The 26,387-nt window shown below is 58.8% G+C and carries 30 protein-coding genes and 1 rRNA gene (1 of these 31 cut by a window edge); 19 read left to right on the top strand and 12 right to left on the bottom strand.

Annotated features, from left to right (window positions below):
* The 3 genes from JFT91_RS06535 to JFT91_RS06525 all read right to left on the bottom strand — a co-directional run.
* Window positions 1-59, bottom strand: a 16S ribosomal RNA gene (locus JFT91_RS06535) (it extends 1,478 nt beyond the left edge of the window).
* A 644-nt stretch (window positions 60-703) separates the two neighbouring features.
* Entirely contained in the window at window positions 704-1,924 is a 1,221-nt protein-coding gene (locus JFT91_RS06530) for a CaiB/BaiF CoA transferase family protein (protein WP_201231869.1), read from the bottom strand.
* Window positions 1,925-1,937: 13 nt separating this feature from the next.
* Window positions 1,938-3,119, bottom strand: a complete 1,182-nt coding sequence (locus tag JFT91_RS06525; protein WP_095049508.1) for an acyl-CoA dehydrogenase — start codon at window positions 3,117-3,119, stop codon at window positions 1,938-1,940.
* A gap of 158 nt (window positions 3,120-3,277) precedes the next feature.
* On the opposite strand from JFT91_RS06525, the gene JFT91_RS06520 reads away from it, so the two are divergent.
* The 11 genes from JFT91_RS06520 to JFT91_RS06470 all read left to right on the top strand — a co-directional run bounded on the left by JFT91_RS06520 (window position 3,278) and on the right by JFT91_RS06470 (window position 13,401).
* Window positions 3,278-4,177, top strand: coding sequence for a LysR family transcriptional regulator (locus tag JFT91_RS06520; RefSeq protein WP_201231868.1), 900 nt, complete (start codon window positions 3,278-3,280; stop codon window positions 4,175-4,177).
* Between the two features lie 434 nt (window positions 4,178-4,611).
* Entirely contained in the window at window positions 4,612-5,733 is a 1,122-nt protein-coding gene (locus JFT91_RS06515; RefSeq protein WP_201231867.1) for a Re/Si-specific NAD(P)(+) transhydrogenase subunit alpha, read from the top strand.
* A gap of 15 nt (window positions 5,734-5,748) precedes the next feature.
* Entirely contained in the window at window positions 5,749-6,069 is a 321-nt protein-coding gene (locus tag JFT91_RS06510) for an NAD(P) transhydrogenase subunit alpha part 2 (protein WP_003187417.1), read from the top strand.
* Entirely contained in the window at window positions 6,069-7,502 is a 1,434-nt protein-coding gene (locus JFT91_RS06505) for an NAD(P)(+) transhydrogenase (Re/Si-specific) subunit beta (RefSeq protein ID WP_201229661.1), read from the top strand. Before JFT91_RS06510 ends, JFT91_RS06505 begins: the two co-directional genes overlap by 1 nt.
* Window positions 7,503-7,716: 214 nt before the next feature.
* Window positions 7,717-9,210 (top strand): succinyl-CoA:acetate CoA-transferase ScpC, encoded by a 1,494-nt coding sequence (gene scpC / locus JFT91_RS06500; protein ID WP_201231866.1) that lies wholly within the window; start codon window positions 7,717-7,719, stop codon window positions 9,208-9,210.
* 321 nt (window positions 9,211-9,531) lie between these two features.
* Window positions 9,532-9,747, top strand: coding sequence for a DUF1127 domain-containing protein (locus JFT91_RS06495; protein ID WP_007911656.1), 216 nt, complete (start codon window positions 9,532-9,534; stop codon window positions 9,745-9,747).
* Between the two features lie 257 nt (window positions 9,748-10,004).
* Complete coding sequence (locus JFT91_RS06490) at window positions 10,005-10,214, top strand: DUF1127 domain-containing protein (RefSeq protein ID WP_201199422.1); 210 nt, start codon at window positions 10,005-10,007, stop codon at window positions 10,212-10,214.
* Between the two features lie 134 nt (window positions 10,215-10,348).
* Window positions 10,349-10,666 (top strand): DUF2388 domain-containing protein, encoded by a 318-nt coding sequence (locus JFT91_RS06485; protein ID WP_201199420.1) that lies wholly within the window; start codon window positions 10,349-10,351, stop codon window positions 10,664-10,666.
* A gap of 105 nt (window positions 10,667-10,771) precedes the next feature.
* On the top strand, window positions 10,772-11,080 hold the full coding sequence (locus JFT91_RS06480) for a DUF2388 domain-containing protein (RefSeq protein WP_201231865.1): 309 nt from the start codon (window positions 10,772-10,774) through the stop codon (window positions 11,078-11,080).
* Between the two features lie 42 nt (window positions 11,081-11,122).
* A complete protein-coding gene (locus JFT91_RS06475) occupies window positions 11,123-11,443 on the top strand; it encodes a DUF2388 domain-containing protein (protein WP_034152281.1) in 321 nt (106 codons plus the stop codon).
* Window positions 11,440-13,401: a DUF7844 domain-containing protein gene (locus tag JFT91_RS06470; protein ID WP_201231864.1), complete on the top strand. Its 1,962-nt coding sequence runs from the start codon at window positions 11,440-11,442 to the stop codon at window positions 13,399-13,401. The genes JFT91_RS06475 and JFT91_RS06470 overlap by 4 nt, the downstream gene beginning before the upstream one ends.
* 184 nt (window positions 13,402-13,585) lie before the next feature.
* Here JFT91_RS06470 and JFT91_RS06465 read toward each other — a convergent pair whose 3' ends face one another.
* The 3 genes from JFT91_RS06465 to trpB form a co-directional block, all read right to left on the bottom strand.
* The gene (locus JFT91_RS06465) at window positions 13,586-14,041 is read right to left on the bottom strand and encodes an anti-virulence regulator CigR family protein (protein ID WP_201231863.1); all 456 of its coding nucleotides are present in this window, start codon (window positions 14,039-14,041) and stop codon (window positions 13,586-13,588) included.
* A gap of 122 nt (window positions 14,042-14,163) precedes the next feature.
* Window positions 14,164-14,976 carry a tryptophan synthase subunit alpha gene (trpA, locus tag JFT91_RS06460; RefSeq protein ID WP_201229651.1) on the bottom strand — a complete coding sequence of 271 codons (813 nt, stop codon included), beginning with the start codon at window positions 14,974-14,976 and terminating at the stop codon, window positions 14,164-14,166.
* Window positions 14,976-16,208 (bottom strand): tryptophan synthase subunit beta, encoded by a 1,233-nt coding sequence (gene trpB, locus JFT91_RS06455; protein WP_201231862.1) that lies wholly within the window; start codon window positions 16,206-16,208, stop codon window positions 14,976-14,978. The genes trpA and trpB overlap by 1 nt, the downstream gene beginning before the upstream one ends.
* Window positions 16,209-16,322: 114 nt before the next feature.
* Between trpB and JFT91_RS06450 the strand changes: the two genes are divergently transcribed.
* The gene (locus JFT91_RS06450; protein ID WP_201229650.1) at window positions 16,323-17,240 is read left to right on the top strand and encodes a LysR family transcriptional regulator; all 918 of its coding nucleotides are present in this window, start codon (window positions 16,323-16,325) and stop codon (window positions 17,238-17,240) included.
* Here the strand turns inward: JFT91_RS06450 and JFT91_RS06445 are convergent.
* Window positions 17,213-17,539: an ElaB/YgaM/YqjD family protein gene (locus tag JFT91_RS06445; protein WP_007911686.1), complete on the bottom strand. Its 327-nt coding sequence runs from the start codon at window positions 17,537-17,539 to the stop codon at window positions 17,213-17,215. The genes JFT91_RS06450 and JFT91_RS06445 overlap by 28 nt on opposite strands.
* A 157-nt stretch (window positions 17,540-17,696) precedes the next feature.
* Between JFT91_RS06445 and JFT91_RS06440 the strand changes: the two genes are divergently transcribed.
* A complete protein-coding gene (locus tag JFT91_RS06440; RefSeq protein ID WP_007911688.1) occupies window positions 17,697-17,912 on the top strand; it encodes a dodecin in 216 nt (71 codons plus the stop codon).
* Between the two features lie 128 nt (window positions 17,913-18,040).
* Window positions 18,041-18,262: a DUF1161 domain-containing protein gene (locus JFT91_RS06435; RefSeq protein ID WP_201229649.1), complete on the top strand. Its 222-nt coding sequence runs from the start codon at window positions 18,041-18,043 to the stop codon at window positions 18,260-18,262.
* Window positions 18,263-18,426: 164 nt separating this feature from the next.
* Here the strand turns inward: JFT91_RS06435 and JFT91_RS06430 are convergent, their stop codons facing one another.
* Window positions 18,427-19,428 carry an LLM class flavin-dependent oxidoreductase gene (locus JFT91_RS06430; RefSeq protein WP_201147185.1) on the bottom strand — a complete coding sequence of 334 codons (1,002 nt, stop codon included), beginning with the start codon at window positions 19,426-19,428 and terminating at the stop codon, window positions 18,427-18,429.
* A 241-nt stretch (window positions 19,429-19,669) separates the two neighbouring features.
* Here JFT91_RS06430 and JFT91_RS06425 point away from each other — a divergent pair, with 241 nt between their 5' ends.
* Window positions 19,670-20,101: an OsmC family protein gene (locus tag JFT91_RS06425; protein ID WP_201229648.1), complete on the top strand. Its 432-nt coding sequence runs from the start codon at window positions 19,670-19,672 to the stop codon at window positions 20,099-20,101.
* Window positions 20,102-20,360: 259 nt separating this feature from the next.
* Window positions 20,361-20,600, top strand: coding sequence for a DUF1161 domain-containing protein (locus JFT91_RS06420; RefSeq protein WP_201231861.1), 240 nt, complete (start codon window positions 20,361-20,363; stop codon window positions 20,598-20,600).
* 6 nt (window positions 20,601-20,606) lie between these two features.
* Here JFT91_RS06420 and JFT91_RS06415 read toward each other — a convergent pair whose 3' ends face one another.
* Both JFT91_RS06415 and JFT91_RS06410 read right to left on the bottom strand, forming a co-directional pair.
* Window positions 20,607-21,026 carry a PA0061/PA0062 family lipoprotein gene (locus tag JFT91_RS06415; RefSeq protein ID WP_201231860.1) on the bottom strand — a complete coding sequence of 140 codons (420 nt, stop codon included), beginning with the start codon at window positions 21,024-21,026 and terminating at the stop codon, window positions 20,607-20,609.
* Window positions 21,027-21,066: 40 nt separating this feature from the next.
* Complete coding sequence (locus tag JFT91_RS06410; RefSeq protein WP_201229644.1) at window positions 21,067-21,489, bottom strand: PA0061/PA0062 family lipoprotein; 423 nt, start codon at window positions 21,487-21,489, stop codon at window positions 21,067-21,069.
* Window positions 21,490-21,549: 60 nt separating this feature from the next.
* Here JFT91_RS06410 and JFT91_RS06405 point away from each other — a divergent pair, with 60 nt between their 5' ends.
* Window positions 21,550-22,632 carry an aminopeptidase gene (locus tag JFT91_RS06405; RefSeq protein WP_201231859.1) on the top strand — a complete coding sequence of 361 codons (1,083 nt, stop codon included), beginning with the start codon at window positions 21,550-21,552 and terminating at the stop codon, window positions 22,630-22,632.
* A 93-nt stretch (window positions 22,633-22,725) separates the two neighbouring features.
* On the opposite strand, the gene JFT91_RS06400 is transcribed toward JFT91_RS06405, so the two are convergent.
* Together JFT91_RS06400 and JFT91_RS06395 are read right to left on the bottom strand one after the other, a co-directional pair.
* Complete coding sequence (locus JFT91_RS06400) at window positions 22,726-23,376, bottom strand: HAD family hydrolase (protein WP_201231858.1); 651 nt, start codon at window positions 23,374-23,376, stop codon at window positions 22,726-22,728.
* 28 nt (window positions 23,377-23,404) lie between these two features.
* Complete coding sequence (locus tag JFT91_RS06395; RefSeq protein ID WP_201229638.1) at window positions 23,405-23,950, bottom strand: gamma carbonic anhydrase family protein; 546 nt, start codon at window positions 23,948-23,950, stop codon at window positions 23,405-23,407.
* An 88-nt stretch (window positions 23,951-24,038) separates the two neighbouring features.
* Between JFT91_RS06395 and prlC the strand changes: the two genes are divergently transcribed.
* Both prlC and JFT91_RS06385 read left to right on the top strand, forming a co-directional pair.
* Window positions 24,039-26,090, top strand: coding sequence for an oligopeptidase A (gene prlC / locus JFT91_RS06390; protein WP_201231857.1), 2,052 nt, complete (start codon window positions 24,039-24,041; stop codon window positions 26,088-26,090).
* Window positions 26,087-26,380 carry a YheV family putative zinc ribbon protein gene (locus tag JFT91_RS06385; RefSeq protein ID WP_201229636.1) on the top strand — a complete coding sequence of 98 codons (294 nt, stop codon included), beginning with the start codon at window positions 26,087-26,089 and terminating at the stop codon, window positions 26,378-26,380. The genes prlC and JFT91_RS06385 overlap by 4 nt, the downstream gene beginning before the upstream one ends.
* Window positions 26,381-26,387 lie beyond the last annotated feature (7 nt).

Here is a 26,387-nt window from a genome sequence, read left to right as displayed (position 1 = left end):
TGCATGTGTTAGGCCTGCCGCCAGCGTTCAATCTGAGCCATGATCAAACTCTTCAGTTCAAACATCTTTGGGTTTTTAAGAAACCCTAAACTTGGCTCAGCAATCGTTGGTTACATCTTTGATTTCTCGCGGAGTAACTTGTGATGCTGATAATCTTGTTGACTATCAGTCTGACTCCACAAGCACCCACACGAATTGCTTGATTCAGTTGTTAAAGAGCGGTTGGTTAAGATCTTTCGTCTCAACCGAGGCGCGCATTCTACAGCAGCCTCATTTGCTGTCAAGTGATTATTTTCAGAAGTTTTCGAAGAATTCTTCAACAACTTCAACCACTTGCGCTTCCGATCTCTCGTCAGCGGGAGGCGAATTCTACAGCGTTACACGCTGCTGTCAACACCTCTTTTTCTCCGCTTTCGACCGAGAAGATCGAAACGTTGAAAGCGCCATAACAACCGGCATTTCCAACTCCTTCCAGGCTTCGATGAACTGAAGCAACCTACCGCCGAAACCTACATAACTCATTGAATCTCAAGGAGTTTTCCGTTTCGACTGCGCCGGAAGTGGGGCGAATTATAGACGTCCAGAATCTGCCGTCAACCGTTAATTTCGCTTTTCTTTCAATCACTTGCAGATTGACTAAAAAACACCCAATTACATCGATATAAACGAAGGAATCACAGAGCCTTCTATATAGAAGGAGGAATCAAAGCACCCCAGCCGTCTTCAAATCAGCCACCGCACCGGCGCCCAAGCCCAGCACTCGCTGCAAAACCTCCAACGTATGCTCACCCAGCATAGGAGGGGCACGACGATACTCGACCGGCGTCTGCGACATCCGAATCGGGCTGGCGACTTGAGGCACCATCCCTGCCAACGCGTGCGGCATTTCTATCGCCAACCCGCGAGCCTTCACCTGCGGATCCTCGAACACCTGCGACAAGTCATTGATCGGACCACATGGCACACCCGCCTGCTCCAGCTGAGTGACCCACTCGGCAGTGGACTTGAACACGGTTGCCTGACGGATCAACGGAATCAGCACCGCCCGATTTGCCACCCGCAGCTTATTAGTAACGAACCTTGGGTCATCCGCCCATTGCGGTTGCCCGGCCACCTCAGCAAATTTGCGGAACTGCCCGTCATTACCAACGGTAAGAATGAAATCACCGTCAGCCGTAGGAAAGTCCTGATAGGGCACGATGTTTGGATGCGCATTACCCAGACGCTTAGGCGCGTTGCCCGTCGTCAGGTAGTTCATTGCCTGGTTGGCCAGACACGCCACCTGCACATCCAGCAATGCCATATCGATATGCTGGCCACCACCGTCATGATCACGGTGAGCGAGTGCTGCGAGTATCGCCACCGTCGAATAGAGACCGGTCAGAATGTCAGTCAGCGCCACCCCTACCTTCACCGGGCCAGCACCTTCCTCACCCTCGGGACGACCGGTCAGGCTCATCAGCCCGCCAAGCCCCTGAATCATGAAGTCATACCCGGCTCGCTTGGCATAGGGCCCGGTCTGGCCGAATCCGGTAATCGAGCAGTAAATCAGATCCGGATTGATTGCCTTCAGCGACTCATAATCCAATCCATATGCCGCCAGGCCACCGACCTTGAAGTTCTCGATGAGGATGTCCGACTTCGCCGCCAGCTCGCGCACCAGCTTCTGCCCTTCAGGGCGGGTGAAGTCGATGGTCACCGATTGCTTGTTGCGGTTGGCCGACAGGTAATAAGCCGCCTCTGTCGTATTCTCGCCATAAGTGTCTTTAAGGAAGGGCGGGCCCCAGGCGCGCGTATCATCACCATTGCCCGGGCGCTCGACCTTGATCACCTCCGCGCCAAGGTCAGCAAGAATCTGCCCGGCCCAGGGCCCGGCCAATACTCGCGATAAATCCAGTACCCGCAGATGCGACAGCGCGCCCATGGTCGCTCTCCTATTAATAGAACGCCTGCAGACCGGTTTGCGCACGACCAAGGATCAACGCGTGAACGTCGTGGGTCCCTTCATAGGTATTCACCACTTCCAGGTTGACCAGGTGACGCGCCACGCCGAACTCGTCGGAGATACCGTTGCCACCCAACATGTCGCGAGCCATACGGGCGATGTCCAGCGACTTGCCGCACGAGTTGCGCTTCATGATCGAAGTGATTTCAACGGCGGCCGTGCCTTCATCCTTCATACGCCCCAGACGCAGGCAGCCTTGCAGTGCCAGAGTGATTTCGGTCTGCATGTCGGCCAGTTTCTTCTGGATCAATTGAGTAGCGGCCAATGGGCGACCGAATTGCTGACGATCCAGCGTGTACTGGCGAGCGGTGTGCCAGCAGAACTCGGCGGCGCCCAGCGCACCCCAGGAGATGCCGTAGCGTGCAGAGTTGAGGCAGGTGAACGGGCCTTTCAGACCGCGCACGTCCGGGAAGATGTTCTCTTCCGGTACGAACACGTTGTCCATGACGATCTCACCGGTGATCGACGCACGCAGGCCGACTTTGCCGTGAATCGCCGGAGCGCTCAGACCTTTCCAGCCTTTTTCCAGCACGAAACCACGGATGTCGCCAGCATCGTCCTTGGCCCAGACCACGAACACATCGGCGATCGGGCTGTTGGTGATCCACATCTTCGCGCCAGTCAGGCTGTAACCGCCATCGACTTTGCGTGCACGGGTGATCATCGCGCCCGGGTCGGAACCGTGGTTCGGCTCAGTCAGGCCGAAGCAGCCGATCCACTCGCCGGAAGCCAGTTTCGGCAGGTATTTCTGTTTCTGGGCTTCGGTACCGAATTCGTTGATCGGCACCATCACCAACGAAGATTGCACGCTCATCATCGAACGGTAGCCGGAGTCGACACGCTCCACTTCACGAGCAATCAGACCGTAGCTGACGTAGTTGAGCCCGCTGCCACCGTATTGCTCTGGGATGGTTGCGCCCAACAGACCGACTTCGCCCATTTCGCGGAATATCGCCGGATCAGTCTTCTCATGACGGAAAGCTTCAAGAACGCGCGGCGCGAGCTTCTGCTGAGCGAACTGCTCGGCGGTGTCGCGGATCATGCGCTCCTCTTCGGTGAGCTGTTGATCCAGCAGCAGGGGATCGATCCAGTTGAAGCTAGCTTTACCGCCCATGAGTGTGTCCTCGTAAATCGGGTGAATTAACGTGGCATTGATCCTAGGCGCGGTTCGCCGTCGCGGCAAACGAGGATTTCGCATCCTGTTGTGCTAATTTCTCACTTCGAAACGTCGCTGAATGCCTTTTATGCGGCGCATTAGTGAGGTTGACGTACATGCGCAGGAAGATCCCCAGCACCACCGCTTTGATCAGCTTTGAAGCAGCCGCTCGACACGAAAGCTTCACCAGGGCCGCCGAAGAACTTTCCCTCACTCAGGGGGCCATTTGCCGACAGATCGCCACCCTGGAGGATTTCCTGAGTGTGGAACTGTTCCGACGCTCGCGGCGGGGCGTGAAGCTGACCGAAGCAGGACTTTCCTACAGCCGCCGCGTCGCGACGCAACTGGATGCAGTCGAACGCGACACTCTCTCGGTGATGGGCCAGCAAGGCACCAATGTGATCGAACTGGCGGTGGTGCCGACCTTTGGCACCCAATGGCTGCTCCCACGTCTCAAGGATTTCCAGCTCCAGCACCCGGAAGTCACGGTCAACCTGACTAACCGCACCCGCCCCTTTCTGTTTGCCGATACCGAATTCGACGCGGCGATCTACTTCGGCGATGCCGATTGGTCGGGTACTGAATCCCACAGGCTGATGGGCGAGAATCCGATGCCGGTGTGCAGCCCTGCCCTACTCGGCAACGAGACGCTTCTGACAGCCGATGAGATTGCCGAACTGCCGCTGCTGCAACAGACCACTCGTCCCTATGCCTGGCGCCAGTGGTTCAACTCGCAACACCTGAATATCCCCCGCGACATGACAGGTCCGCGCTACGAGCTATTCTCCATGCTCGCCCAAGCGGCCATGCACGACATGGGGATTGCGCTGATTCCACCGTTCCTGATTAAGCGTGAACTGGCCGAGAAACGCTTGGTGATTGCCAACCCGCAAGCGCTCTCCAGCATCAAGGCCTATTACCTGATGATTCCTGAGCGAAAAGTCGAATCGGCGTCTCTGAAGGCATTTCGCGACTGGTTGGTAAATCAGGCGCAGAGCTACAGCCTAGAAGGATAAAGGCTTACAGCCTTAGCTGACCTCGTAGTCAGAAAAATCAAAGCACTACAGATATAAGTATTTGTCGCATATTCAGCGACTGTATCCGAAAGTCGTACAGACGTCCCACAAGCGCCTGACGACGTGGCTTTGAGCCTCCATGCACGACTCATTACTGCCTATTCACGTCGCCGATGAGAAATTTTTTCAAATTCAGCCAGAATCCTTGAACAGCACGGCTTACAAGGGATTCAAGTGGTCAAGTGCGACATTCGGTCACGGGATGACTTGTAGTTAATTTTCCGTCACCCGTCATAATCCCTTGAAGGGCATAAAGTTCGCCTGCAAAATGCCGCGCCCCGCCCTGATTTGGCGGGATCGTGCTGATCGGCCGCCCCAGTCGCACCATCCGTAGTGCATGGGTTTACTCAATAAGATCACGCAGGAGATTTGACGTGCACATTGGTGTTCCTCTCGAAACCCAGACCGGTGAAACACGGGTTGCTGCAACCCCGGAAACCATTAAAAAGCTGATCGGCCAAGGTCATAAGGTCACTGTGCAAACCGGCGCCGGCGTTAAAGCCAGTGTGGTCGACAGTGCCTATGAAGCGGCAGGCGCAACCATTGGCAGTGCCAATGACGCGTTTGGCGCCGAGCTGATTCTCAAAGTGGTCGCCCCCAGCGATGCCGAACTGTCGCTGATCAAGCGCGGTACGGTGCTGGTTGGCATGCTCAACCCGTTCAACAACGAAACCATCGCGAAGATGGCCGAGTGCGGCATTACCGCGTTCGCCCTCGAAGCGGCGCCGCGCACCTCGCGGGCGCAGAGTCTCGATGTGTTGTCGTCGCAGGCGAACATTGCCGGCTATAAGGCTGTGTTGCTGGCCGCTCACCACTATCCGCGCTTCATGCCAATGCTGATGACGGCTGCGGGCACCGTGAAAGCGGCGCGCGTGCTGATTCTCGGCGCGGGTGTGGCCGGGTTGCAGGCGATTGCCACGGCGAAACGTCTGGGAGCAGTGATCGAAGCGTCCGACGTGCGTCCGGCAGTGAAGGAACAGATTGAATCCCTCGGCGCCAAGTTCGTCGACGTGCCTTACGAGACCGATGAAGAGCGTGAATGCGCGGTCGGTGTCGGCGGTTACGCGCGGCCCATGCCGGCGAGCTGGATGCAGCGTCAGGCCCAGGCCGTGCACGAGCGCGCCAAGCAGGCTGACATTGTCATCACCACCGCACTGATTCCGGGTCGCAAGGCGCCGACGCTGTTGAGCGCAGAGACCGTGGCGCAGATGAAGCCGGGTTCGGTGGTCATCGACCTCGCGGCGGCTCAGGGTGGCAACTGCCCGCTGACCGTTGCCGATCAGGTCGTGATCGAGAATGGCGTGACCATTTGCGGCCCGACCAATCTGGCCGGCGAAGTCGCTGCAGACGCTTCGGCGCTGTACGCACGCAACCTGTTGGACTTCCTCAAGCTGGTTTTCACTAAAGAAGGCCAGTTCGACGTCAACCTCGAAGACGACATCGTCGCCGCGTGCCTGATGTGCCGCGACGGCCAAGTCATCCGCAAAAACGCCTAAGCAGGGATTCAGACGATGGAAGAGCTTATCTCCCCCGGTATCTACAACCTGATCATCTTCGTGCTGGCGATTTATGTCGGTTACCACGTGGTCTGGAACGTTACACCTGCACTGCACACGCCGTTGATGGCAGTGACCAACGCCATCTCGGCGATCGTGATCGTCGGCGCCATGCTCGCCGCCGCACTGACCGTTACGCCGCTGGGCAAAACCATGGGCACTCTCGCTGTGGCACTGGCAGCGGTCAACGTGTTCGGTGGTTTCCTGGTCACCCGCCGCATGCTTGAGATGTTCAAGAAGAAAGCCCCGAAAGTAAAAGAAGAGGCGCCGAAGTAATGAGCATGAATCTTGTCACGACGCTCTACCTGATCGCGTCGATCTGCTTTATCCAGGCCCTCAAAGGCCTGTCGCACCCGACCACATCGCGGCGCGGCAACCTGTTCGGCATGCTCGGCATGGCATTGGCCATTCTCACTACCGTCGGCCTCATCTATAAGCTCGGCGCTGAACTCGCTACCGCTGGCATCGGCTACGTCATCGTCGGCCTGCTGATCGGCGGCACCGCCGGTTCGATCATGGCCAAGCGCGTTGAAATGACCAAGATGCCGGAACTGGTCGCGTTCATGCACAGCATGATCGGCCTCGCGGCAGTGTTCATTGCCATTGCCGCGGTGGTTGAGCCGCAATCGCTGGGCATCGTCAAGCAACTGGGCGACTCGATCCCTACGGGTAACCGTCTGGAGTTGTTCCTCGGTGCTGCGATCGGTGCGATTACCTTCTCTGGTTCGGTGATCGCCTTCGGCAAGCTCTCGGGCAAGTACAAGTTTCGTCTGTTCCAGGGCGCACCAGTACAGTTCACCGGTCAGCACAAACTGAATGCGGTGCTGGGTCTGGCGACGCTGGCACTCGGCCTGACTTTCATGTTCACCGGCAACCTCACCGCCTTCGCGCTGATGCTGGCGCTGGCGTTCGTGATGGGCGTGCTGATCATCATCCCGATCGGCGGCGCGGACATGCCGGTCGTGGTATCGATGCTCAACAGCTATTCGGGCTGGGCGGCGGCGGGTATCGGCTTCTCGCTGAACAACTCGATGCTGATCATTGCCGGCTCTCTGGTGGGTTCGAGCGGTGCGATCCTCTCGTACATCATGTGCAAGGCGATGAACCGTTCCTTCTTTAATGTACTGCTCGGCGGTTTCGGCAACACGGCCGACGCTGGTCCGGCCGGTGCGAAAGAGGCCCGTCCGGTGAAATCCGGCTCGGCTGACGACGCAACCTTCCTGCTGACCAACGCCGACACCGTGATCATCGTTCCGGGTTACGGCCTGGCGGTAGCGCGTGCACAACATGCGCTGAAAGAGCTGACCGAGAAGCTGACCCACCGTGGCGTGACCGTGAAGTATGCGATTCACCCGGTCGCGGGGCGTATGCCAGGGCACATGAACGTCCTGCTGGCCGAGGCCGAAGTGCCTTATGACCAGGTGTTCGAGATGGAAGACATCAACTCCGAGTTCGGTCAGGCCGACGTGGTGCTGGTGCTCGGCGCGAACGACGTGGTCAACCCGGCCGCGAAGAACGATCCGAAATCGCCGATTGCCGGCATGCCGATTCTCGAGGCGTTCAAGGCCAAGACCATCATCGTCAACAAGCGCTCGATGGCCAGCGGCTATGCCGGTCTGGACAACGAACTGTTCTACCTGGACAAGACCATGATGGTCTTCGGCGACGCGAAGAAAGTCATCGAAGACATGGTCAAAGCGGTCGAGTAACTCCCCGCTGCAATACCGAACGCCCCGACTTATCGGGGCGTTTTTGTTTGTGCAAACAGTCGGACAATATGCCGCGTTGTTGCAGATCCAGTAACGGTGTTTTACTTGAAACCCGCTAAATAGACGCCTCGTTTGCGACCTTGGTAGCGGGACAGGCGCCCGTCAAATTCACTAGACTGCGCATCCTGCTACTCGCTTCCCGAGATAATAATCCATGTACCGTGACCGTATTCGCCTGCCTTCGTTGTTGGACAAAGTGATGAGCGCCGCCGACGCAGCCGCTCTGATTGAGGACGGCATGACCGTCGGCATGAGCGGTTTCACCCGTGCCGGCGAAGCCAAAGCCGTCCCTCACGCACTGGCCGAGCGGGCCAAGGTCACGCCGCTGAAGATCAGCCTGATGACCGGCGCCAGCCTGGGCAACGACCTCGACAAGCAACTGACCGAAGCCGGCGTGCTGTCGCGACGCATGCCGTTCCAGGTCGACAGCACCTTGCGCAAGGCGATCAACGCCGGCGAAGTGATGTTCATCGACCAGCACTTGTCGGAAACCGTCGAGCAACTGCGCAACCAACAACTGAAGCTGCCGGACATCGCGGTGATCGAAGCCGTGGCCATCACGGAACAAGGCCACATCGTGCCGACCACGTCGGTGGGCAACTCGGCGAGCTTCGCGATTTTCGCCAAACAGGTCATCGTCGAGATCAACCTGGCGCACAACGCCAACCTCGAAGGCCTGCATGACATCTATATCCCGACCTACCGCCCGACGCGCACGCCGATCCCGCTGGTAAAAGTCGACGACCGCATCGGTAGCACTGCGATTCCTATTCCACCGGAAAAGATCGTTGCCATCGTCATCACTCAGCAGCCTGATTCGCCGTCCACCGTGTCGTCGCCGGACGCTGATACCAATGCCATCGCCGATCACCTGATCACCTTCTTCAAGCAGGAAGTCGACGCCGGGCGCATGACCAACAAGCTCGGCCCGCTGCAGGCCGGGATCGGCAATATCGCCAACGCGGTGATGTGCGGCCTGATCGAGTCGCCGTTCGAAGACCTGACCATGTACTCCGAAGTGCTGCAGGACTCGACCTTCGACCTGATCGACGCGGGCAAGCTGAGCTTTGCTTCGGGCAGCTCGATCACCCTGTCGGAGCGCCGTAACAGTGACGTGTTCGGCAATCTGGAAAAGTACAAAGACAAACTGGTGCTGCGCCCGCAGGAGATCTCCAACCACCCGGAAGTGGTGCGTCGTCTGGGCATCATCGGCATCAACACGGCGCTGGAGTTCGACATCTACGGCAACGTCAACTCCACCCACGTCTGCGGCACGCGGATGATGAACGGCATCGGCGGCTCCGGTGACTTCGCGCGTAACGCGCACCTGGCGGTATTCGTGACCAAGTCGATTGCCAAGGGTGGCGCGATTTCCAGCGTGGTGCCGATGGTCAGCCACGTTGACCACACCGAACATGACGTCGACATTCTCGTGACCGAAGTGGGGCTGGCCGACCTGCGTGGCTTGGCGCCACGCGAACGTGCCCAGGTGATCATCGACAACTGTGTACACCCGGACTACCGCAAGGCTTTGAACGATTACTTCACGGCGGCTTGTGCAATCGGTGGTCACACCCCGCACATCCTGCGTGAGGCGTTGAGCTGGCACATCAACCTGGAAGAAACCGGGCGCATGTTGGCGGTGTAACTCGCACAGATAATCCGCTGGGGCAAACACAGTTTGCTCCAGCGGATTTTCGCAAACCGTCTTAACGACAAAAACTGTACTGCTGTACCGGTCGATTCTTACAGCAATTGCCTACAAAACCCCTCCACTCAAGCACAAATGCACCACTTAAGTGCAGACAGGTACAGTTTGCTCAATTTTGACCCGTACACCGTCTTTAAACAGTTAACTGGTCACTCACAATACAGTTGAACTGTATCTAGAGAGACTAGGCAAACGAGAGGATCATGGGCACCAGTCAAACCACTACCTGATCCCGCCACAAGCGGAAGGATGTCAACCATGGAACGTACACTCAGTTCCGAACTGTTCTTCGAAGACAAAGCTGTAAACACCCAGGCTTCCCTGCCTCTGCGCGTTATCGCCAACCTGATGTTGTGGCAGCGCCGCATCTCCAGCCGCCACCAACTGGCTCGTCTGGATTCGCGTCTGCTGGCTGACGCCGGTATCAGCGAAGCACAACGCTACGAAGAGCTGAGCAAGCCGTTCTGGCGCTAAGTAGCGTCGCTGGCTCTGGTCGTTAGACCCACCGCCAGCAACCCGAATTGAAAATACAAAACCCGTCGTGGGAAACCACGACGGGTTTTGTCGTTTTGACCACGGAAAACGGCCGGTACAGGCACCTGAGCCGAACACAAGTACAGTTTTAATAAAATCGATTCTGAACCAGTACAATTTTACGCCGGTGTATCTGCTCCGTTGCCTGTATCAGGCTCACCATGACCCTTCACCCTATTTGGCTAAAGGAAAAGGTCATGAACGACTTACAGGATGTTTCAGCAATGTCGAGCAGCGCGCCCCAGCGCAGCCACCCTTTGCGCCGCGTGTTTCGCAATATCTGGCAAGCCCTGGAGCGCGCCAGGACGCGGCGCCTGTTGGCGCAACTGGAGGGTCGGGATCTCGCAGATCTGGGTCTCAGCCACGCCGATCGGCTGAATGAAATGGAGAAACCCTTCTGGCGCTAGCATTTTGCCCACTGTGCGAACCTCGTCGCCGGGCCTAATATCCACGCAGAACGTGGCGAATGCAGTGCAACCGGCGTCTGACTCCTCAGATACCGAGCCACCTCTCACTACGGTTTATCCTCAGGAGTTACCCTATGTCCCGTCTTCGCCTGCTCAGCGCTGCTGCCCTGCTGGCAATGGCTGCCAACGCCAGTGCCACCAGCTTCATCGTTACCACCGACGCCGTTGTCGGTGCGCTGAAATCCTCGTCCGACGCCACTTCCGACGTTTCCTCTTCCTTTCGTGACGACAAAATCGTCCTCGCCGCCCGTGACGACGCTGCCAGCTTCGTAGCCAGCGAAGGCGAAATCCGTGGCGTGAAGCTGGAAAGCGCGCTGGATCACATTCGCCATCAGGCACCACAGTTACAAGCAACCGATGCGCAGCTGGCTCAGGCTATTCTGACCATCTAAGCTGCTGGCATTGCGGGACACGTCGTGCGTGTCCCGATGTTTCGGCGCTGGCTCTGGCCCGGGCATTGCGCTAGTGTTGGGGCTCGCTAACCGTTACCGAGTCCTATGCGTTTTCTGCCAAATCTGTTTATCCCTTCCGTATTGCTCACAGCCTGCTGGGCGACTTCAGCCGATGCCTTTGATGTATCGACGCAAAACACTGTTGTCTCCGTTTGGGCGACCGGCATGGTGTCTTCGGCACCGTTCGACCGTAAACTGCTGCTCGCCGCCCACGATGACGCGGCCGCATTTGTTGCCAGTGACGGTGAATGGCGCGGCGCGCGGCTGGAATCCGCGTTGCATTACCTGCGCAAAACGCGGCCAAAACTTCATGTCAGCGACCTTGAACTGGCAGAGGCAATTCTCGTCCAATAGTCATCCTGTCCCCAGTTACCCTTGCCCTTCCGGAGTCGTTCCATGCGTAGCCCGCTGATTGCTGCCGCCCTCGGCCTGTTTTTGTTGGCCGATGTGGCCCAGGCGCACACCCTGGTAGCCACCAGTAACATCATCGTTCGTGCCTCCCAGCGCACTATCGATTTCACCTCCGACACCACCACGTCGATCCGCGATTCGAAAATCATCCGCGAAGCTCACGACGACGCCGCCAGTTTCGTCGCCAGCAACGGTGATATCCGTGGCGCCCACCTCGAAGCCGCGCTTAACACCTTGCGCACTCGCGTGCCGGAAGCACGCGACGCCAGTGATCAGGTGCTCGCCGAAGCCATTCTCGCGCTGTGAAGTCACTCGGCGCCTGGCTACTGGCCGGGGCGTTGTTGCTGCTTGGCAACAGCGCCCACGCCGGCCTGCAACTGCGGCTCAAGACCGACGGTTTGAGTCCGGCTCAACAACAGGCCAGTCAGGCGCTGATCGATGAGGCCATGCAGAAACTGCCGCCGAGTTTCATCGAGCGCCTGGACCGGCGCATCGATGTCGGCTGGACCGACGACATGCCCGGCAATGCCTATGGCCAGGCCACCCTGGTCGCCGAACTCGATCTGAACCGTAAATTGCTCGCCGGGCTCACCGACGGCAGTGCAGCCAGAGAAAAAACCAATCGTCCCCACGGCACTGTGCGTCAGGAACTGCTCGCCACGGTGTTGCATGAAATCACCCACATTTATGACCGCGCACGCCTGTGGCCAGCCGCCGAACGTACGCTGATCCAGCGCTGCACCCGACGCAGCAACAGCGCCGGGCTGGTCGGTATACCCGACGAGTGCCGTGGTCAGAACGGTCGCCGCTTCACTCTCAGCGATGACCCTCGCCTGCTTGACCTTGCCGGCTGGCAGCAATACGTCGGCCGGCGTGGTGAGCGTGAACAACACAATCGGCAGATCGCCCGCAGCCCGGATCTGTACGAGATCTCCAGTCCCAAGGAGTTCGTTGCGGTCAACATGGAGTATTTCCTCCTCGACCCGAGCTACGCCTGCCGTCGCCCGGCGCTGTATCGCTATTACAAGGAGCACTTTGGCTGGGCGCCGCCGGCCAAGGACACTTGCAGCAAGACCTTCGCGTTTCTCAATGCCGGCAACGATTTCGCCAAGCAACCGCTGGGGCAGGTCGATCCGGAACGGGTCTACGCCGTCGACTACCTGCTGGCCGAGGCCAACCAGAATTGGGTCAGCCGCTGGGGCCACAGCATGTTGCGCCTGGTGATCTGCGCGCCGGGCCGTCCACGTGGCCCGGACTGCCGGCTCGATCTCGATCAGCATCTGGTGTTGTCGTACCGCGCCTTCGTCGGCGACGTGCAGTTGTCGAGCTGGGACGGTCTGGTCGGCAAGTACCCCTCGCGACTGTTCGTATTGCCGCTCGCGCAGGTCATCGACGAATACACCAAAACCGAACTGCGCAGCCTTGCGTCAGTGCCGCTGAACCTGTCGCGTGACGAGATCGAAGGCGTGGTCGAGCACGCCGCCGAGATGCACTGGAGCTACGACGGCAACTACTTCTTCCTGTCCAACAACTGCGCGGTGGAAGGTTTGAAACTGTTGCGCAGCGGCAGCAACAACGCGCAACTGGTCGGTCTCGACAGCATCATGCCCAACGGTTTGCTCGAAGTGCTCAAGGGCCGCGGTCTGGCGGATACAAGCGTACTGGATGACCCGAAAGAAGCCTTGCGCCTGGGATATCGCTTCGACTCGTTCCGCGATCGCTATCAGGCGATGTTCGATGTGCTGAAGAAACAGCTGCCGATCAAACAGACCTCCGTTGAAGAATGGCTTTCATTGTCCGCCGAACAACGCCGCGAGTGGTTCGAGCGCGCCGACCTGCGCACCAGCGCCGCGTTGTTGTTGCTGGAGCAGGCCAGTTATCGCCGTCAGTTGTTGCTGGCACAGGACGAGGTCAAGCAGCGCTACCTCGGTGCCCGGGAGCTGGAGAACGGCGGCATGGACAAGGCTAACGCGACCTTGCAGGAAATCCTCGCCAACAGCGGCTTCCTCAGCCGCCCGGCAGAGCTTCTTGATAGTCGTGGTTATGGGTTGCCACAGCCGAGCGAGTTCAAGCGGCTTGAGGATGAAAGCAGTCAGCGGCAGAAAAAGCTGCTGGTGCTGTCCGGTGATCTGGATGCTGAAGTGCGTAAGTTGCTAGAGCCCAAGCGCGCTGCGGAGATTGCGGCCAGCGAGGCCAATGTGAAGCAGATCGGCGAGCATTTGCGCAAATTGCACAAAGCCTCGGGCGGACTGGAACTGCCCTGAACCTAAGGTTAACCCACACCTTTTTGGTGAGGGGATTTATCCCCGACCGACTGCGCAGCAGTCGCAATCCCAACGAACACGGTTTACCTGATCATCCGTGTTTGCCGGATTCGGGGCTACTTCGCAGCCCATCGGGGATAAATCCCCTCACCACAGTTAATGGACTGTCAGTTAGATCAGACGATTAATACAAAACCCCATCGAGGATTTCGTAAACGATCCCGGTGCCCACCGCGATCAGCACGATATCGCCCCCCGCCCGGCGCCATTCATAGCCCGGATACACCGGCAAGCGACCTAACGCGCGACCATCCAGGCGCTCACCGTAATAGCCGTGCGGCAATGGCCGGCCACGTTCCAGATGAATGCCCGGTGGTGGCGGCGCACCGCGCACGAAGTAGCCGTGGTTGTCGCGGATCGTCTGGCGTACAGGGCCAAAATCGCGCGGCGGCGGGCCGCCACGGTGGTCGTTTTGCGGGCCACGGTGGTCGTCACCGTGATTGTCACCGCGGTTATCGTAATGGCCCTGCGGCGGGCCGCCGTGGTCGTAATCACCGCGCTGATCGGCGCTGGCCAGCAACGGTGTCGCACTGATCATCAGCACGCCCAGTCCGGCAATCAGACGTTTCGGCATTTTCATCGGGTCTTTCCTCACTGCACTGACAGCAAAAAGGGATTCAGAACGTGGTTCTGAATCCCTCGGTCTTGCTGGATTAGTCTGTGCCGCGAGGCGCTAATTCCTCTGTATCAGGAACTTTACCTTCAGCTGACGCGAGCCTTACGCACGCCCTCGGACAGTGCCGAACACAGGCCCAGGACACCATCGATAGCCTGATCCGGCGTGGTCGCGTTGGCGATGTGATCGATCAGCGCCGAGCCCACCACCACACCGTCTGCCAGACGCGCGATGGATGCCGCTTGTTCCGGCGTACGGATGCCGAAACCGATGCTGATCGGCAAGTCGGTATGCCGACGCAAACGAGTGACCGCCTCTTCAACATGCTCCAGCGTCGCGGCGCCGGCACCGGTGACACCGGCAACCGACACGTAGTAAACAAAACCGGAACTGCCGTTGAGTACCTTCGGCAGGCGCGCATCGTCGGTGGTCGGCGTGGTCAGACGGATGAAGTCCAGGCCGGCAGCCTGCGCCGGGTCGCACAGTTCTTCGTTGTGCTCTGGCGGCATGTCGACGACGATCAAGCCATCAACGCCGGCCTCTTTCGCGTCGGCAATAAAGCGCGGCACGCCATACATGTGGATCGGGTTGTAGTAACCCATCAGCACCAGCGGCGTGTCGCTGTTGCCTTCACGGAATTCGCGAACCATCTGCAGGGTTTTCACCAGGTTCTGCTTGGCGCCCAGTGCACGGATATTGGCCAACTGAATCGCTGGGCCATCGGCCATTGGATCGGTGAATGGCATGCCCAATTCGATCACGTCGGCGCCGGCACCCGGCAAGCCTTTGAGAATTGCCAGCGAGGTGTCGTAGTCCGGATCACCGGCCGTGACGAAGGTCACCAGTGCGGCGCGGTTTTGTTCTTTGAGTTCGGCAAAACGGGTTTGCAGGCGGCTCATCAGTGTTTCTCCTGCTTAGACTGTTCCATGTGATGCATGACGGTCTGCATGTCTTTGTCGCCACGGCCGGACAGGTTGACCACCATCAGGTGATCCTTCGGCAGCGACGGTGCGCGTTTGAACACTTCAGCCAGGGCGTGGGCGCTTTCCAGAGCAGGAATGATCCCTTCCAGGCGGCAGCATTTGTGGAACGCATCAAGGGCTTCGTCGTCGGTCACCGAGGTGTATTGAACGCGGCCAATGTCATGCAACCAGGCGTGTTCCGGGCCGATGCCCGGGTAGTCGAGGCCGGCGGAAATCGAGTGCGCGTCGATGATCTGGCCATCGTCGTCCTGCAGCAGGAAAGTACGGTTACCGTGCAACACGCCCGGAACGCCGCCGTTGAGGCTCGCGGCGTGCTTGCCGGTTTCGATGCCGTAACCAGCCGCTTCAACACCGATGATCTCGACGCTCTTGTCGTCGAGGAACGGGTGAAACAGGCCCATGGCGTTGGAGCCGCCACCGATGCACGCCACCAGGCTGTCCGGCAGACGACCTTCCTGGGCTCGCAACTGATCGCGGGTTTCCTTGCCGATCACGGCCTGGAAGTCGCGCACCATCGCTGGGTACGGATGCGGGCCGGCCACGGTGCCGATCAGGTAGAAAGTGCTGTCGACGTTGGTCACCCAGTCACGCAGCGCTTCGTTCATCGCGTCTTTCAGGGTGCCGGTGCCGGCGACGACTGGAATCACTTCAGCGCCGAGCAATTTCATGCGGAACACGTTGGCCTGCTGACGTTCGATGTCAGTGGTGCCCATGTAGATCACGCAATCCAGACCGAAACGTGCAGCGACGGTGGCGGTGGCCACGCCGTGCATGCCGGCGCCGGTTTCTGCGATGATGCGTTTCTTGCCCATGCGCCGTGCCAGCAGGATCTGGCCGATGCAGTTGTTGATCTTGTGCGCGCCGGTGTGGTTCAGCTCTTCGCGCTTGAGGTAGATCTTCGCGCCGCCGCAGAACTCGGTCAGGCGTTCAGCGAAATACAGCGGGCTCGGACGTCCGACGTAGTCGCGCTGGAAGTAGGCCAATTCTTCTTTGAACGCCGGATCTTCCTTGGCCGTTTCATATTCGCGGGCCAGATCAAGGATCAGCGGCATCAGGGTTTCAGCCACGTAGCGGCCACCGAACGAGCCGAACAGGCCGTTGGCGTCAGGGCCGTTACGCAGATCAGAGGTGTTCGAAGTCTGGGTCATGGGTCGCTCCAGGTGAATTCGGGTCGAAAGACAATGACGCCCACTCTACCCCTGACCTTCTATGCTGAAAACCGATAAGATCGCTGCAACCTGTCAGGAAAACTCACAGATACCATGAGCCATGACCTTCCTCCCTTGAACGCCTTGCGCGCGTTCGAAGCCACCGCCCGGCTGAACAGCGTCAGTCAGGCCGCCGAACAGCTGCACGTCACCCATGGCGCGGTCAGTCGTCAGCTCAAGGTGCTGGAAGAACACCTGGGTGTAAGTCTGTTCGTCAAGGATGGACGCGGCTTGAAACTCACAGATGCCGGCGTGCGTTTACGCGATGCCAGCGGCGAAGCCTTCGACCGCTTGCGCAATGTTTGTGCAGAGCTGACGCAAAGCACCGCCGATGCGCCGTTCGTACTCGGTTGCTCCGGAAGTCTGCTGGCACGCTGGTTTATTCCGCGCTTGGGCCGATTGAATGCCGACCTGCCGGACTTGCGCTTGCACCTTTCAGCGGGTGAAGGCGATCTCGATCCTCGGCGTCCGGGGCTGGATGCCTTGCTACTGTTCGCCGAGCCGCCATGGCCGGCAGACATGCAGGTTTACGAATTGGCCGCCGAACGCATAGGCCCAGTGATGAGCCCACTGTTCAGCGGCTATCAACGCCTGCAAACAGCGCCAGCCGCATCGCTGCTCAATGAACCGCTGCTGCACACCACTTCTCGTCCACAGGCGTGGCCGAGCTGGGCACAGCAAAACCACCTCGACGCCAAGGCGTTGAAGCTCGGGCAAGGTTTCGAGCATTTGTATTACTTGCTGGAAGCAGCGGTGGCAGGACTTGGCGTCGCCATCGCGCCGGAGCCGTTGGTGACTGAGGATTTGAAAGCGGGTCGCCTGGTTGCGCCGTGGGGTTTCTGTGAAACCCCGGCGCAACTGGCGTTGTGGCTACCCAAGCGCGCCGCAGACGGGCGCGCTCGGCAACTGGCGCAATGGCTCAAGAACGAGCTGCACCAGAGCGATCACTCGCCGCGCTTGAACAGCAGATAAGCGGCTAGCAGACCGATCGCACCGACCGCCACACCGGCGGTCGTCCACGGATGTTCCTGAGCATAATCGCGCGTGGCGATCCCGGTCTCACGGGTTTTCACTTTGACTTCTTCATAGGCGTCGCTGAGCAGGTGACGCGAGTGTTTCAGCGCGCTTTCAGCATTGCTTTTCAGCGCTTTGAGGGTCTTGCGCGACTCGTCTGAAGCGTCGTCTTTCAAGCTTTCCAACGATTTGAGCAGACTCTCGATCTCGGCTTCCATGCTTTGCAACGAGGCTTTACGTAAAGAGGTGTTGGCCATGGTGGCTCTCCTGCATTGGTGATGAGTGGCGTGTGTTGTTTGGGACTTCAACGGTTTGAGAAAGTGCAGAAAATCTGAACTTCGTCTGCGCAGAGCCACCGAATTCAACAGTGCAGATTCACTGCTAGTCTCAATTTCACACGCCAAGGAGATCGCCATGAGTGACCATCACACGTACAAGAAAGTCGAGCTGGTCGGTTCGTCCGCCAGCAGCATCGAAGACGCCATCAACAACGCGCTGGCCGAGGCCAACAAGAGCATCAAGCACCTGGAGTGGTTTGAAGTGGTCGATACCCGTGGCCACATCAAGGACGGTAAGGCTGCACACTTTCAGGTGACACTGAAAGTCGGCTTCCGCATTGCCAGTAGCTGAGTTTGGTCTACGCTTCTGAACTTGCGCGCTGGCCGAGTGCCATAGGAATGGCAAAGCGCTACAGGGTGAGCGCATCGGGTAAACGACCCGATGCCCGCCTCTTTTAATCCGACCAGGGAGTGCGACCGATGAAGAAGTTCATGTTGGCAGTAGGTTTGTTGAGCCTTGCGGGTGGTGCGTTTGCTGCCGGCAAGCCTTGTGAAGAGCTGAAAAGCGAGATCGCGGCGAAGCTGGATGCCAAGGGCGTTTCCGGGTATTCGCTGGAGATTGTCGACAAGGGCGCCCACGACGGCAAAGTCGTCGGTACCTGCGAAGGCAAGACCAAGGAAATCGTCTACAAGCGCGGTTGATCGCGCCTGAAATGCAAAAAGCCGACGCCAATGCGTCGGCTTTTTTGTGAACGATACATTCCCCCTGTAGGAGTGAGCCTGCTCGCGATGGCGGCGTAACAGTCAACAATCCAGTGACTATGGAAACGCCATCGCGAGCAGGCTCACTCCTACAGGGATTGGCGTTATCCCTTCATCACCTGCGCCAGCAGTTCGTAGGAATGCACGCGGTCGGCGTGTTCGTAGAGATCACTGGTGAAAATCAGCTCATCGGCCTGGGTTTGCTCGATCAGCACTTCGAGTTTCGCGCGGATCTTCTGCGGGCTGCCGACCATCGCCAGACCGAGGAAATCGCCCACCGCCTCACGCTCGTGCGGCAGCCACAGGCCTTCCATGGTTTTCACCGGCGGGCGCTGCACCAGACTTTGCCCACGCATCAGCGCAAGAATGCGCTGGTACACCGACGTCGCCAGATAATCGGCTTGCTCATCGGTATCCGCTGCCACGAGTGGCACGCCGAGCATCACATACGGCTTGTCGAGCACCGCCGACGGCTTGAAGTGATTGCGATAGACACGAATCGCCTCATGCATGAAGCGCGGTGCGAAATGCGAGGCGAAGGCGTAGGGCAAACCGCGCTCGCCGGCCAATTGCGCACTGAACAGACTGGAGCCAAGCAACCAGATCGGCACGTTGGTGCCGGTGCCCGGCATAGCGATCACGCGTTGATCCGGCGTGCGCGGGCCAAGGAAGCGTGCCAGTTCGGCAACGTCTTCAGGGAAATCATCGGCACTGCCAGAGCGTTCACGGCGCAGGGCCCGCGCGGTCATCTGATCGGAGCCGGGCGCACGGCCCAAGCCCAGATCGATCCGCCCAGGATACAAACTTTCAAGGGTGCCGAACTGCTCGGCAATCACCAGCGGCGCATGGTTGGGCAGCATGACACCACCCGAGCCGACGCGAATGGTCGATGTACCACCGGCCAGATAGCCGAGTAACACCGATGTCGCCGAGCTGGCGATGCCATCCATGTTGTGGTGTTCGGCCACCCAGAACCGCGTGTAGCCGAACTTCTCGGCATGCTGCGCCAGATCGAGCGAGTTGCGCAGAGACTGCGCCGGGCTGCCGTTTTCGCGAACCGGCACCAGATCGAGGGTAGAAAATTTTACGTCCGAGAGTTGCTTCATAAACCTGCTTCTCCAAGTGAGGAGGCAGGTTTTTCTTGCGAACGAAAACCTGCCGAATCCATAAGCGTGTTTTGTGCAATGAGGGCATATACCCGAGTTTCAATAGCAGCGTCGAAATTTCCTACTAAAAAAGTCAACGATTCAGACAGGCTGAACTTTGTCGCGCCATCTATCCTCAGAAGCCTTGCAAGCAAAAACCACGTCGGCGCGGCATTCCGCGCCAGATCTTGAGGAGGCAGACATGGCTATCGTGAAGAAAGCATCCGCACATTGGGCAGGTGACCTGAAAACCGGCATCGGCTCGATTTCCACCGAAACCGGTGTCCTCAGAGAAGCACCATACGGCTTCAAGGCACGTTTCGAAGGCGGCAAGGGCACCAACCCGGAAGAACTGATCGGCGCCGCGCATGCCGGTTGTTTCTCGATGGCGTTCTCGATGATTCTCGGCGATGCGGGCCTCAAGGCCGACAGCATCGACACCCAGGCAGAAGTCACCCTTGATCAGGTTGAGGGCGGTTTCGCGATCACGGCGGTAAAGCTGATCCTCAAGGCGAAAATCCCTGGGGCGACGCAGGCGCAGTTTGATGAGCTGAGCAAAAAGGCCAAGGAAGGGTGCCCAGTGTCCAAGGTGCTGAATGCCAAGATTAGCCTTGAGGCCACGCTGGTCAGCTGATTCGGTGTTGACCGGACTGATGCTATCGCGAGCAGGCTCACTCCTACAGTTGATCTCCAGCGGGCACAATTATTGTGAACAACCGAGATCCTCTGTAGGAGTGAGCCTGCTCGCGATAGCCATCTGCAGATAACCTAGGGTTTGAAACCTTCAGCACAAGATGTGAGCGAAGTCAGAACTCGTTTTGTGGAAATATGGTCGAATAGGTGACAGCAGCTTCAGCGCACGCCCGTGCGCGCTGCCTCAGGGAGCTTCACTCATGAAACGTATTGGCTTGGCGATCCTCTGCAGTGCATTGGCCACCTCGGTTGTTGCGGCACCCAAAGATTGCGAAGAACTCAGAAAAGAGATCGAGGTAAAGATTCAGGCTAAAGCAGTGCCGTCCTACACGCTGGAAATCGTCAGCAAGGAAGAAGCCGAAAAACATGACATCGCAATGGTTGTCGGTTCTTGTGAGAACGGCACCAAAGCAATCATCTATCAGAAGAATGGTGACTGAATCACCTCAGATAATGCAGTTGTAGTCGTGATCCTCGGCGACGATTTCGCGCTTGGCGTTGTAAAGCCGGGCACTTGGGGTGAATGCCAGCGAACGCCCTTCCAGCACATAACGTTGCCCGGCCTCGAAATGGTCGTAGCGGATGTACAAGTAGCACAGACGCTCGACTGGGCCGTTCATCAAGCTGCCGCCACCGCCAAACACTTCGAAGTCAAACCGCACGCGTAATTCGTGACTGCCCGGCGCGACTTGAAAAAAGCGCCCGTCCTCCAGGCGCACGTTGTCCAGCCGCTCGGCCATCAGCACTTTGCCGCCGGGTGCCGGCATCGCAAAGTCGACCCAGGCTTTACCGGGATCCGCCGACGGCAGCGGGCTCTGGCAGCCAGCAACGAGACTTGCAGCGAGCAACAGCGTCAACCTGCGCATGATCGATGTCCTTTGATTTGGACATCCAGCATAACGCCGATCAGGTCTTCTGACAGCCCGCCGGCGTGCCCTGCCCAACGACGTTGCGTTGCTCGTCATAGAGCTTGGCCCACGGCCGGAAACCGATGCTGCCGGCCTGCAACTGATAGCGCTGGCCAGCATTGAAATCCTTGAATTTCACGTTCATCTGACAATCGCGCCACAGCGGTTCAGCGTCGGGGCCGATGTTGGTCGCGGCCACCGGAAATTGATAACGCACCTTCAGTTCATGGCTGCCGGGCTGTACCTCGAAGTAGCGTTTGTCGACGGCGGACTTGCGATCGACTTCCAGCGCTTGCAGCGCCGTGTCTTGTTGCCGTGCATCGAGATCGATCCAGGCTTGCGAAGGGTCAGGATCGGGCATTCCGAATCCGGCACAACCGGCCAATGTCAGCAGGCCTCCCGTCAGCATCAACATGCGCATAGCGGTGCTCCTTTAGGCGGGATAGTCTTGCGAGCAGACTCTCCGGGGGGATTTCTTATTTTGATCAGGCCTTTTCCAAGCCATGGGTTACTTGATCGCGTTTTTCGGGTTTTGTTTCCGGGTGTGTTGCTTTTGTTGCTCAACGGTTGCACCAGCGTCAGCTATTACGGCCAGTTGGCCAGTGGTCAGTTGCAATTGCTGCGGGCGCGCGAGCCGGTGGAAAAGGTCATTGCCGACCCGAGCCGCGACGCGACATTGCGCAAGCATCTGGCCCAGTCGCAAAAAGCCCGCGCATTCGCCAGCGAGCACCTGCAGTTGCCGGACAATCAGAGCTATCGCCTGTACGCCGACATTGGCCGGCCGTTCGTGGTGTGGAATGTGTTCGCCACTCAGGAGTTTTCCCTGACACCGCAGAACCATTGCTTTCCGATTGCCGGGTGCGTGGCATATCGCGGTTACTACAGCCAAGGCGCGGCACGCGGCGAAGCGGCGATCCAGCGTTTGCAGGGTATGGACGTGTCGATTGGCGGTGTCGAGGCGTACTCGACGCTCGGCTGGTTCAATGACCCGATCATCAACACCATGATGGGTTGGGGCGACGAACGCCTGGCCACGCTTATTTTTCACGAACTGGCGCATCAGCGCTTTTATGTGAAGGACGACACCGAGTTCAACGAGTCCTTTGCCACGTTTGTCGAGCAGGAAGGCACGCGGCAGTGGCGGGCGTCTCGCGGATTGCCCGCAGATACCGATTCACGGTTGCAGCAGCGTGACCAGTTTATTGCGTTGGTGCTGGATACCCGCTCTCGGTTGGAGAAGCTGTACGCCCAACCATTGCCGGTGGAACAGATGCGCGAACGCAAAGCGGCAGAATTCGAGCAGTTTCGCCGGGATTACCGAGTCATTCGCGACAGCCAATGGGCCGGGGACAAGCGCTATGACGCCTGGGTGAATGCGCCATTGAACAACGCGCGGTTGTTGCCGTTTGGACTGTATGACCAATGGGTGCCGGCGTTTTCGGCGTTGTTCAAAAAGGTCGAGGGAGATTGGCAGAGGTTTTATGTCGAGGTCGAGAAATTGGGTGAACTGCCGGTGTCTGAGCGTAAAGCGGCTTTGAAAATATTGGCAGATCCAGACAGTTGAGTTGGCTGGGAGGACGTCATCGCGAGCAGGCTCACTCCTACAGGGGAATGCGTTCCAAATGTAGGAGTGAGCCTGCTCGCGATAGCGTACTGATCAGCGCCGCAGAAATGCCTGATGCAACTCGTCCAGTGTTTCAAAGTGATAAGCCGGTGCTTCGGCATTCAATTCTTCAAAACTGCCAAACCCATAGCCCACCGCCGCCGCATCCAGGCCATTGCTGCGTGCACCGATGAGGTCATGTTTGCGGTCGCCGATCATCAGCGTGTTCGCCGGGTCCAAACCCTCTTCTTTGATCAAGTGCGCAATCAACTCAACCTTGTTGGTGCGCGTGCCATCCAGCTCGCTTCCGTAAATCACCTTGAAGTGTCGGGCGAAGTCGAAATGCCGGGCAATCTCACGGGCGAAAATCCACGGCTTGGACGTCGCGATATACAGCTGCCGACCTTGACCACTGAGGGTTTCCAGCAACGGCGTAACACCATCGAACACGCGGTTTTCATAGAGGCCGGTGACTTTGAAACGCTCGCGATAGAAATTCACCGCGTCCCACGCCTTGGCCTCGTCGAAGTCGTAGAACTGCATGAATGCCTGTAGCAGCGGCGGGCCGATGAAGTGTTCGAGTTTGGTCAGGTCCGGCTCATCGATACCGAGTTTGGCCAGGGCGAACTGGATGGAACGGGTGATGCCCTCACGCGGGTCGGTCAGGGTGCCATCGAGGTCGAACAGTACGGTTTGGTAATGCATGAATATTCCCAAGCAGGTGTCAGTCGATTCAGATCTGGTCGTAGCCTTCGGCCAGATGCAGATCCTTGAGCTTCACGTAGTTGGCGGCGCTGTAGGTGAAGAAGGCATTTTCCTTGTCGCTTAACGGGCGAATCTGTTTCACCGGGCTGCCCACGTAGAGGAAACCACTTTCCAAGCGCTTGCCCGGCGGCACCAGACTGCCAGCGCCGATGATCACATCATCCTCGACCACCGCGCCGTCCATGACGATGCTGCCCATGCCGATCAACACGCGGCTGCCGACTGTGCAGCCGTGCAGCATGACTTTGTGAGCGATGGTCACGTCATCGCCGATCAGCAGCGGGAAGCCGTCCGGGTTGAACGGGCCGGCGTGGGTGATGTGCAACACGCAGCCGTCCTGCACGCTGGTGCGCGCGCCGATGCGGATGCGGTGCATGTCGCCACGGATCACGGTCAGCGGCCAGACCGAGCTGTCTTCACCAATTTCGACGTCGCCGATCACCACCGCCGAGGCGTCAACAAACGCGCCTTTGCGCAGGCTGGGGGTGTGATTCTGGTACTTGCGAACGGACACGATAATTTCTCTCTCTGTCGCCGATAGCTGCGGTGAATGCCGATTGTAATTAAGATGGTTGCATGTTTCCCCAGCCAAGGTGCCAACCGTGAGCGTGAACAACCCTCTGCTGCAGTCCTACGACCTGCCACCGTTCTCCACGATCCGTGCCGAACACGTCCTGCCCGCCATCGAAACGATCCTGGCCGACAACCGCGCCGCCATTGCCGAAATTCTCAAGACTCAGGTGCAGAACCCGACCTGGGCCGGCCTGGTATTGGCGATGGACGAACTCAATGATCGCCTCAGCGCCGCCTGGAGCCCCGTCAGCCACCTCAACGCCGTGTGCAACAGCGCCGAATTGCGTGAAGCCTACGAGTCGTGCCTGCCCGCCCTGAGCGCCTACTCCACCGAGATGGGCCAGAACCGCGAACTGTTCCAGGCGTTTGAAGCGCTGGCCAACAGCCCCGAAGCCGCCGGTTTCGACGTGGCGCAAAAGACTATTCTGGAACACGCCCTGCGTGACTTCCGTCTGTCGGGTATCGATCTGCCGGAAGCCGAGCAGAAACGCTACGCCGAAGTGCAGAGCAAGCTGTCCGAACTGGGCAGTCGTTTCTCCAACCAACTGCTCGACGCCACACAGGCGTGGACCAAGCACGTCAGCGACGAAGCCGCCCTTGCCGGCCTGACCGATTCGGCCAAGGCGCAAATGGCCGCTGCTGCACAGGCCAAAGGCCTCGATGGCTGGCTGATCACCCTGGAATTCCCGAGCTACTACGCGGTGATGACCTACGCGCAAGACCGTGCGCTGCGCGAAGAAGTCTACGCCGCCTACTGCACCCGCGCCTCGGACCAAGGCCCGAACGCCGGACAGAACGACAATGGCCCGGTGATGGAAGAGATCCTCGACCTGCGTCAGGAACTGGCCAAACTCTTGGGCTTCACCAGCTTCTCCGAGCTGAGCCTGGCGACCAAAATGGCCGAGTCCAGCGATCAGGTGCTGAGCTTCCTGCGCGATCTGGCCAAGCGCAGCAAACCGTTCGCCGCGCAGGATCTGCAACAGCTGCGCGCTTACGCCGCCGAACAGGGTTGCGCCGACCTGCAAAGCTGGGACAGCGGTTTCTACGGTGAAAAGCTCCGTGAACAACGCTACAGCGTCGCCCAGGAAGCCCTGCGCGCCTACTTCCCGATCGACAAGGTCTTGGGCGGTCTGTTCGCCATCGTGCAACGTCTGTACGGCATCGAAATCGCCGAACAGAAAGGCTTCGACACCTGGCACCCGGATGTACGCCTGTTCGAAATCAAGGAAAACGGTCAGCACGTCGGCCGCTTCTTCTTCGACCTCTATGCCCGCGCCAACAAGCGTGGCGGTGCATGGATGGACGGCGCCCGCGACCGCCGTCGCACCGTAGACGGCGTGCTGCAGAGCCCGGTGGCCAATCTGGTGTGCAACTTCACCCCGGCCGACAGCGGCAAGCCTGCGCTGCTGACCCACGATGAAGTGACCACGCTGTTCCACGAATTCGGGCATGGCCTGCATCACCTGCTGACCCGCGTTGAGCATGCCGGCGTGTCCGGTATCAACGGCGTGGCGTGGGACGCGGTCGAGCTGCCAAGCCAGTTCATGGAAAACTGGTGCTGGGAGCCGGAAGGCCTCGCGCTGATCTCTGGTCACTACGAAAGCGGCGAACCGCTGCCCCAGGATCTGCTGGAAAAAATGCTCGCAGCGAAGAACTTCCAGTCCGGCCTGATGATGGTGCGTCAGCTGGAGTTCTCGCTGTTCGACTTCGAACTGCACGCCACTCACGGTGACGGCCGCAGCGTTGCGCAGGTGCTGGAAGGCGTGCGCGACGAGGTGTCGGTGATGCGTCCGCCAGCCTATAACCGCTTCCCGAACAGCTTCGCGCACATTTTTGCCGGCGGTTACGCAGCGGGTTACTACAGCTACAAATGGGCTGAAGTATTGTCGGCCGATGCCTTTTCCAAGTTCGAAGAAGACGGCGTGCTCAACGCTGAAACCGGTCGTGCTTTCCGCGAAGCGATTCTGGCGCGCGGCGGTTCGCAGGCGCCGATGGTGCTGTTCGTCGACTTCCGTGGCCGTGAGCCATCGATTGACGCACTGTTACGCCACAGCGGCCTGAGTGAGGACGCGGCAGCATGAGTGAGGGGCCTGTGATTACCAAAAAACGCTTTATCGCCGGGGCAGTCTGCCCGGCGTGCAGCGAGCCGGACAAGTTGATGATGTGGAACGAAGACAGCGTGCCGCACCGTGAATGCGTGGCCTGCGGTTACGCCGACACGCTCAACGAGCAAGGGCTGTCGGTGCCGAAAGAACTGGGCACGCGGGTTAACACCAGCGCTGTCAACAAACCTGCGCCAGACAAAACCGTGCAGGCAGTGCAGTTTTTCCCCAACCCGAAGCTGAAGAAAAAGCCTGACGAGCAACACTGACGGATGA

This window comes from Pseudomonas sp. TH08 (genome assembly GCF_016651275.1).
In the GTDB taxonomy this organism is placed as follows: domain Bacteria; phylum Pseudomonadota; class Gammaproteobacteria; order Pseudomonadales; family Pseudomonadaceae; genus Aquipseudomonas.
The sequence above is the reverse complement of the archived record's forward strand: the minus strand, read 5'-3'. Positions and strand labels throughout refer to the sequence as shown.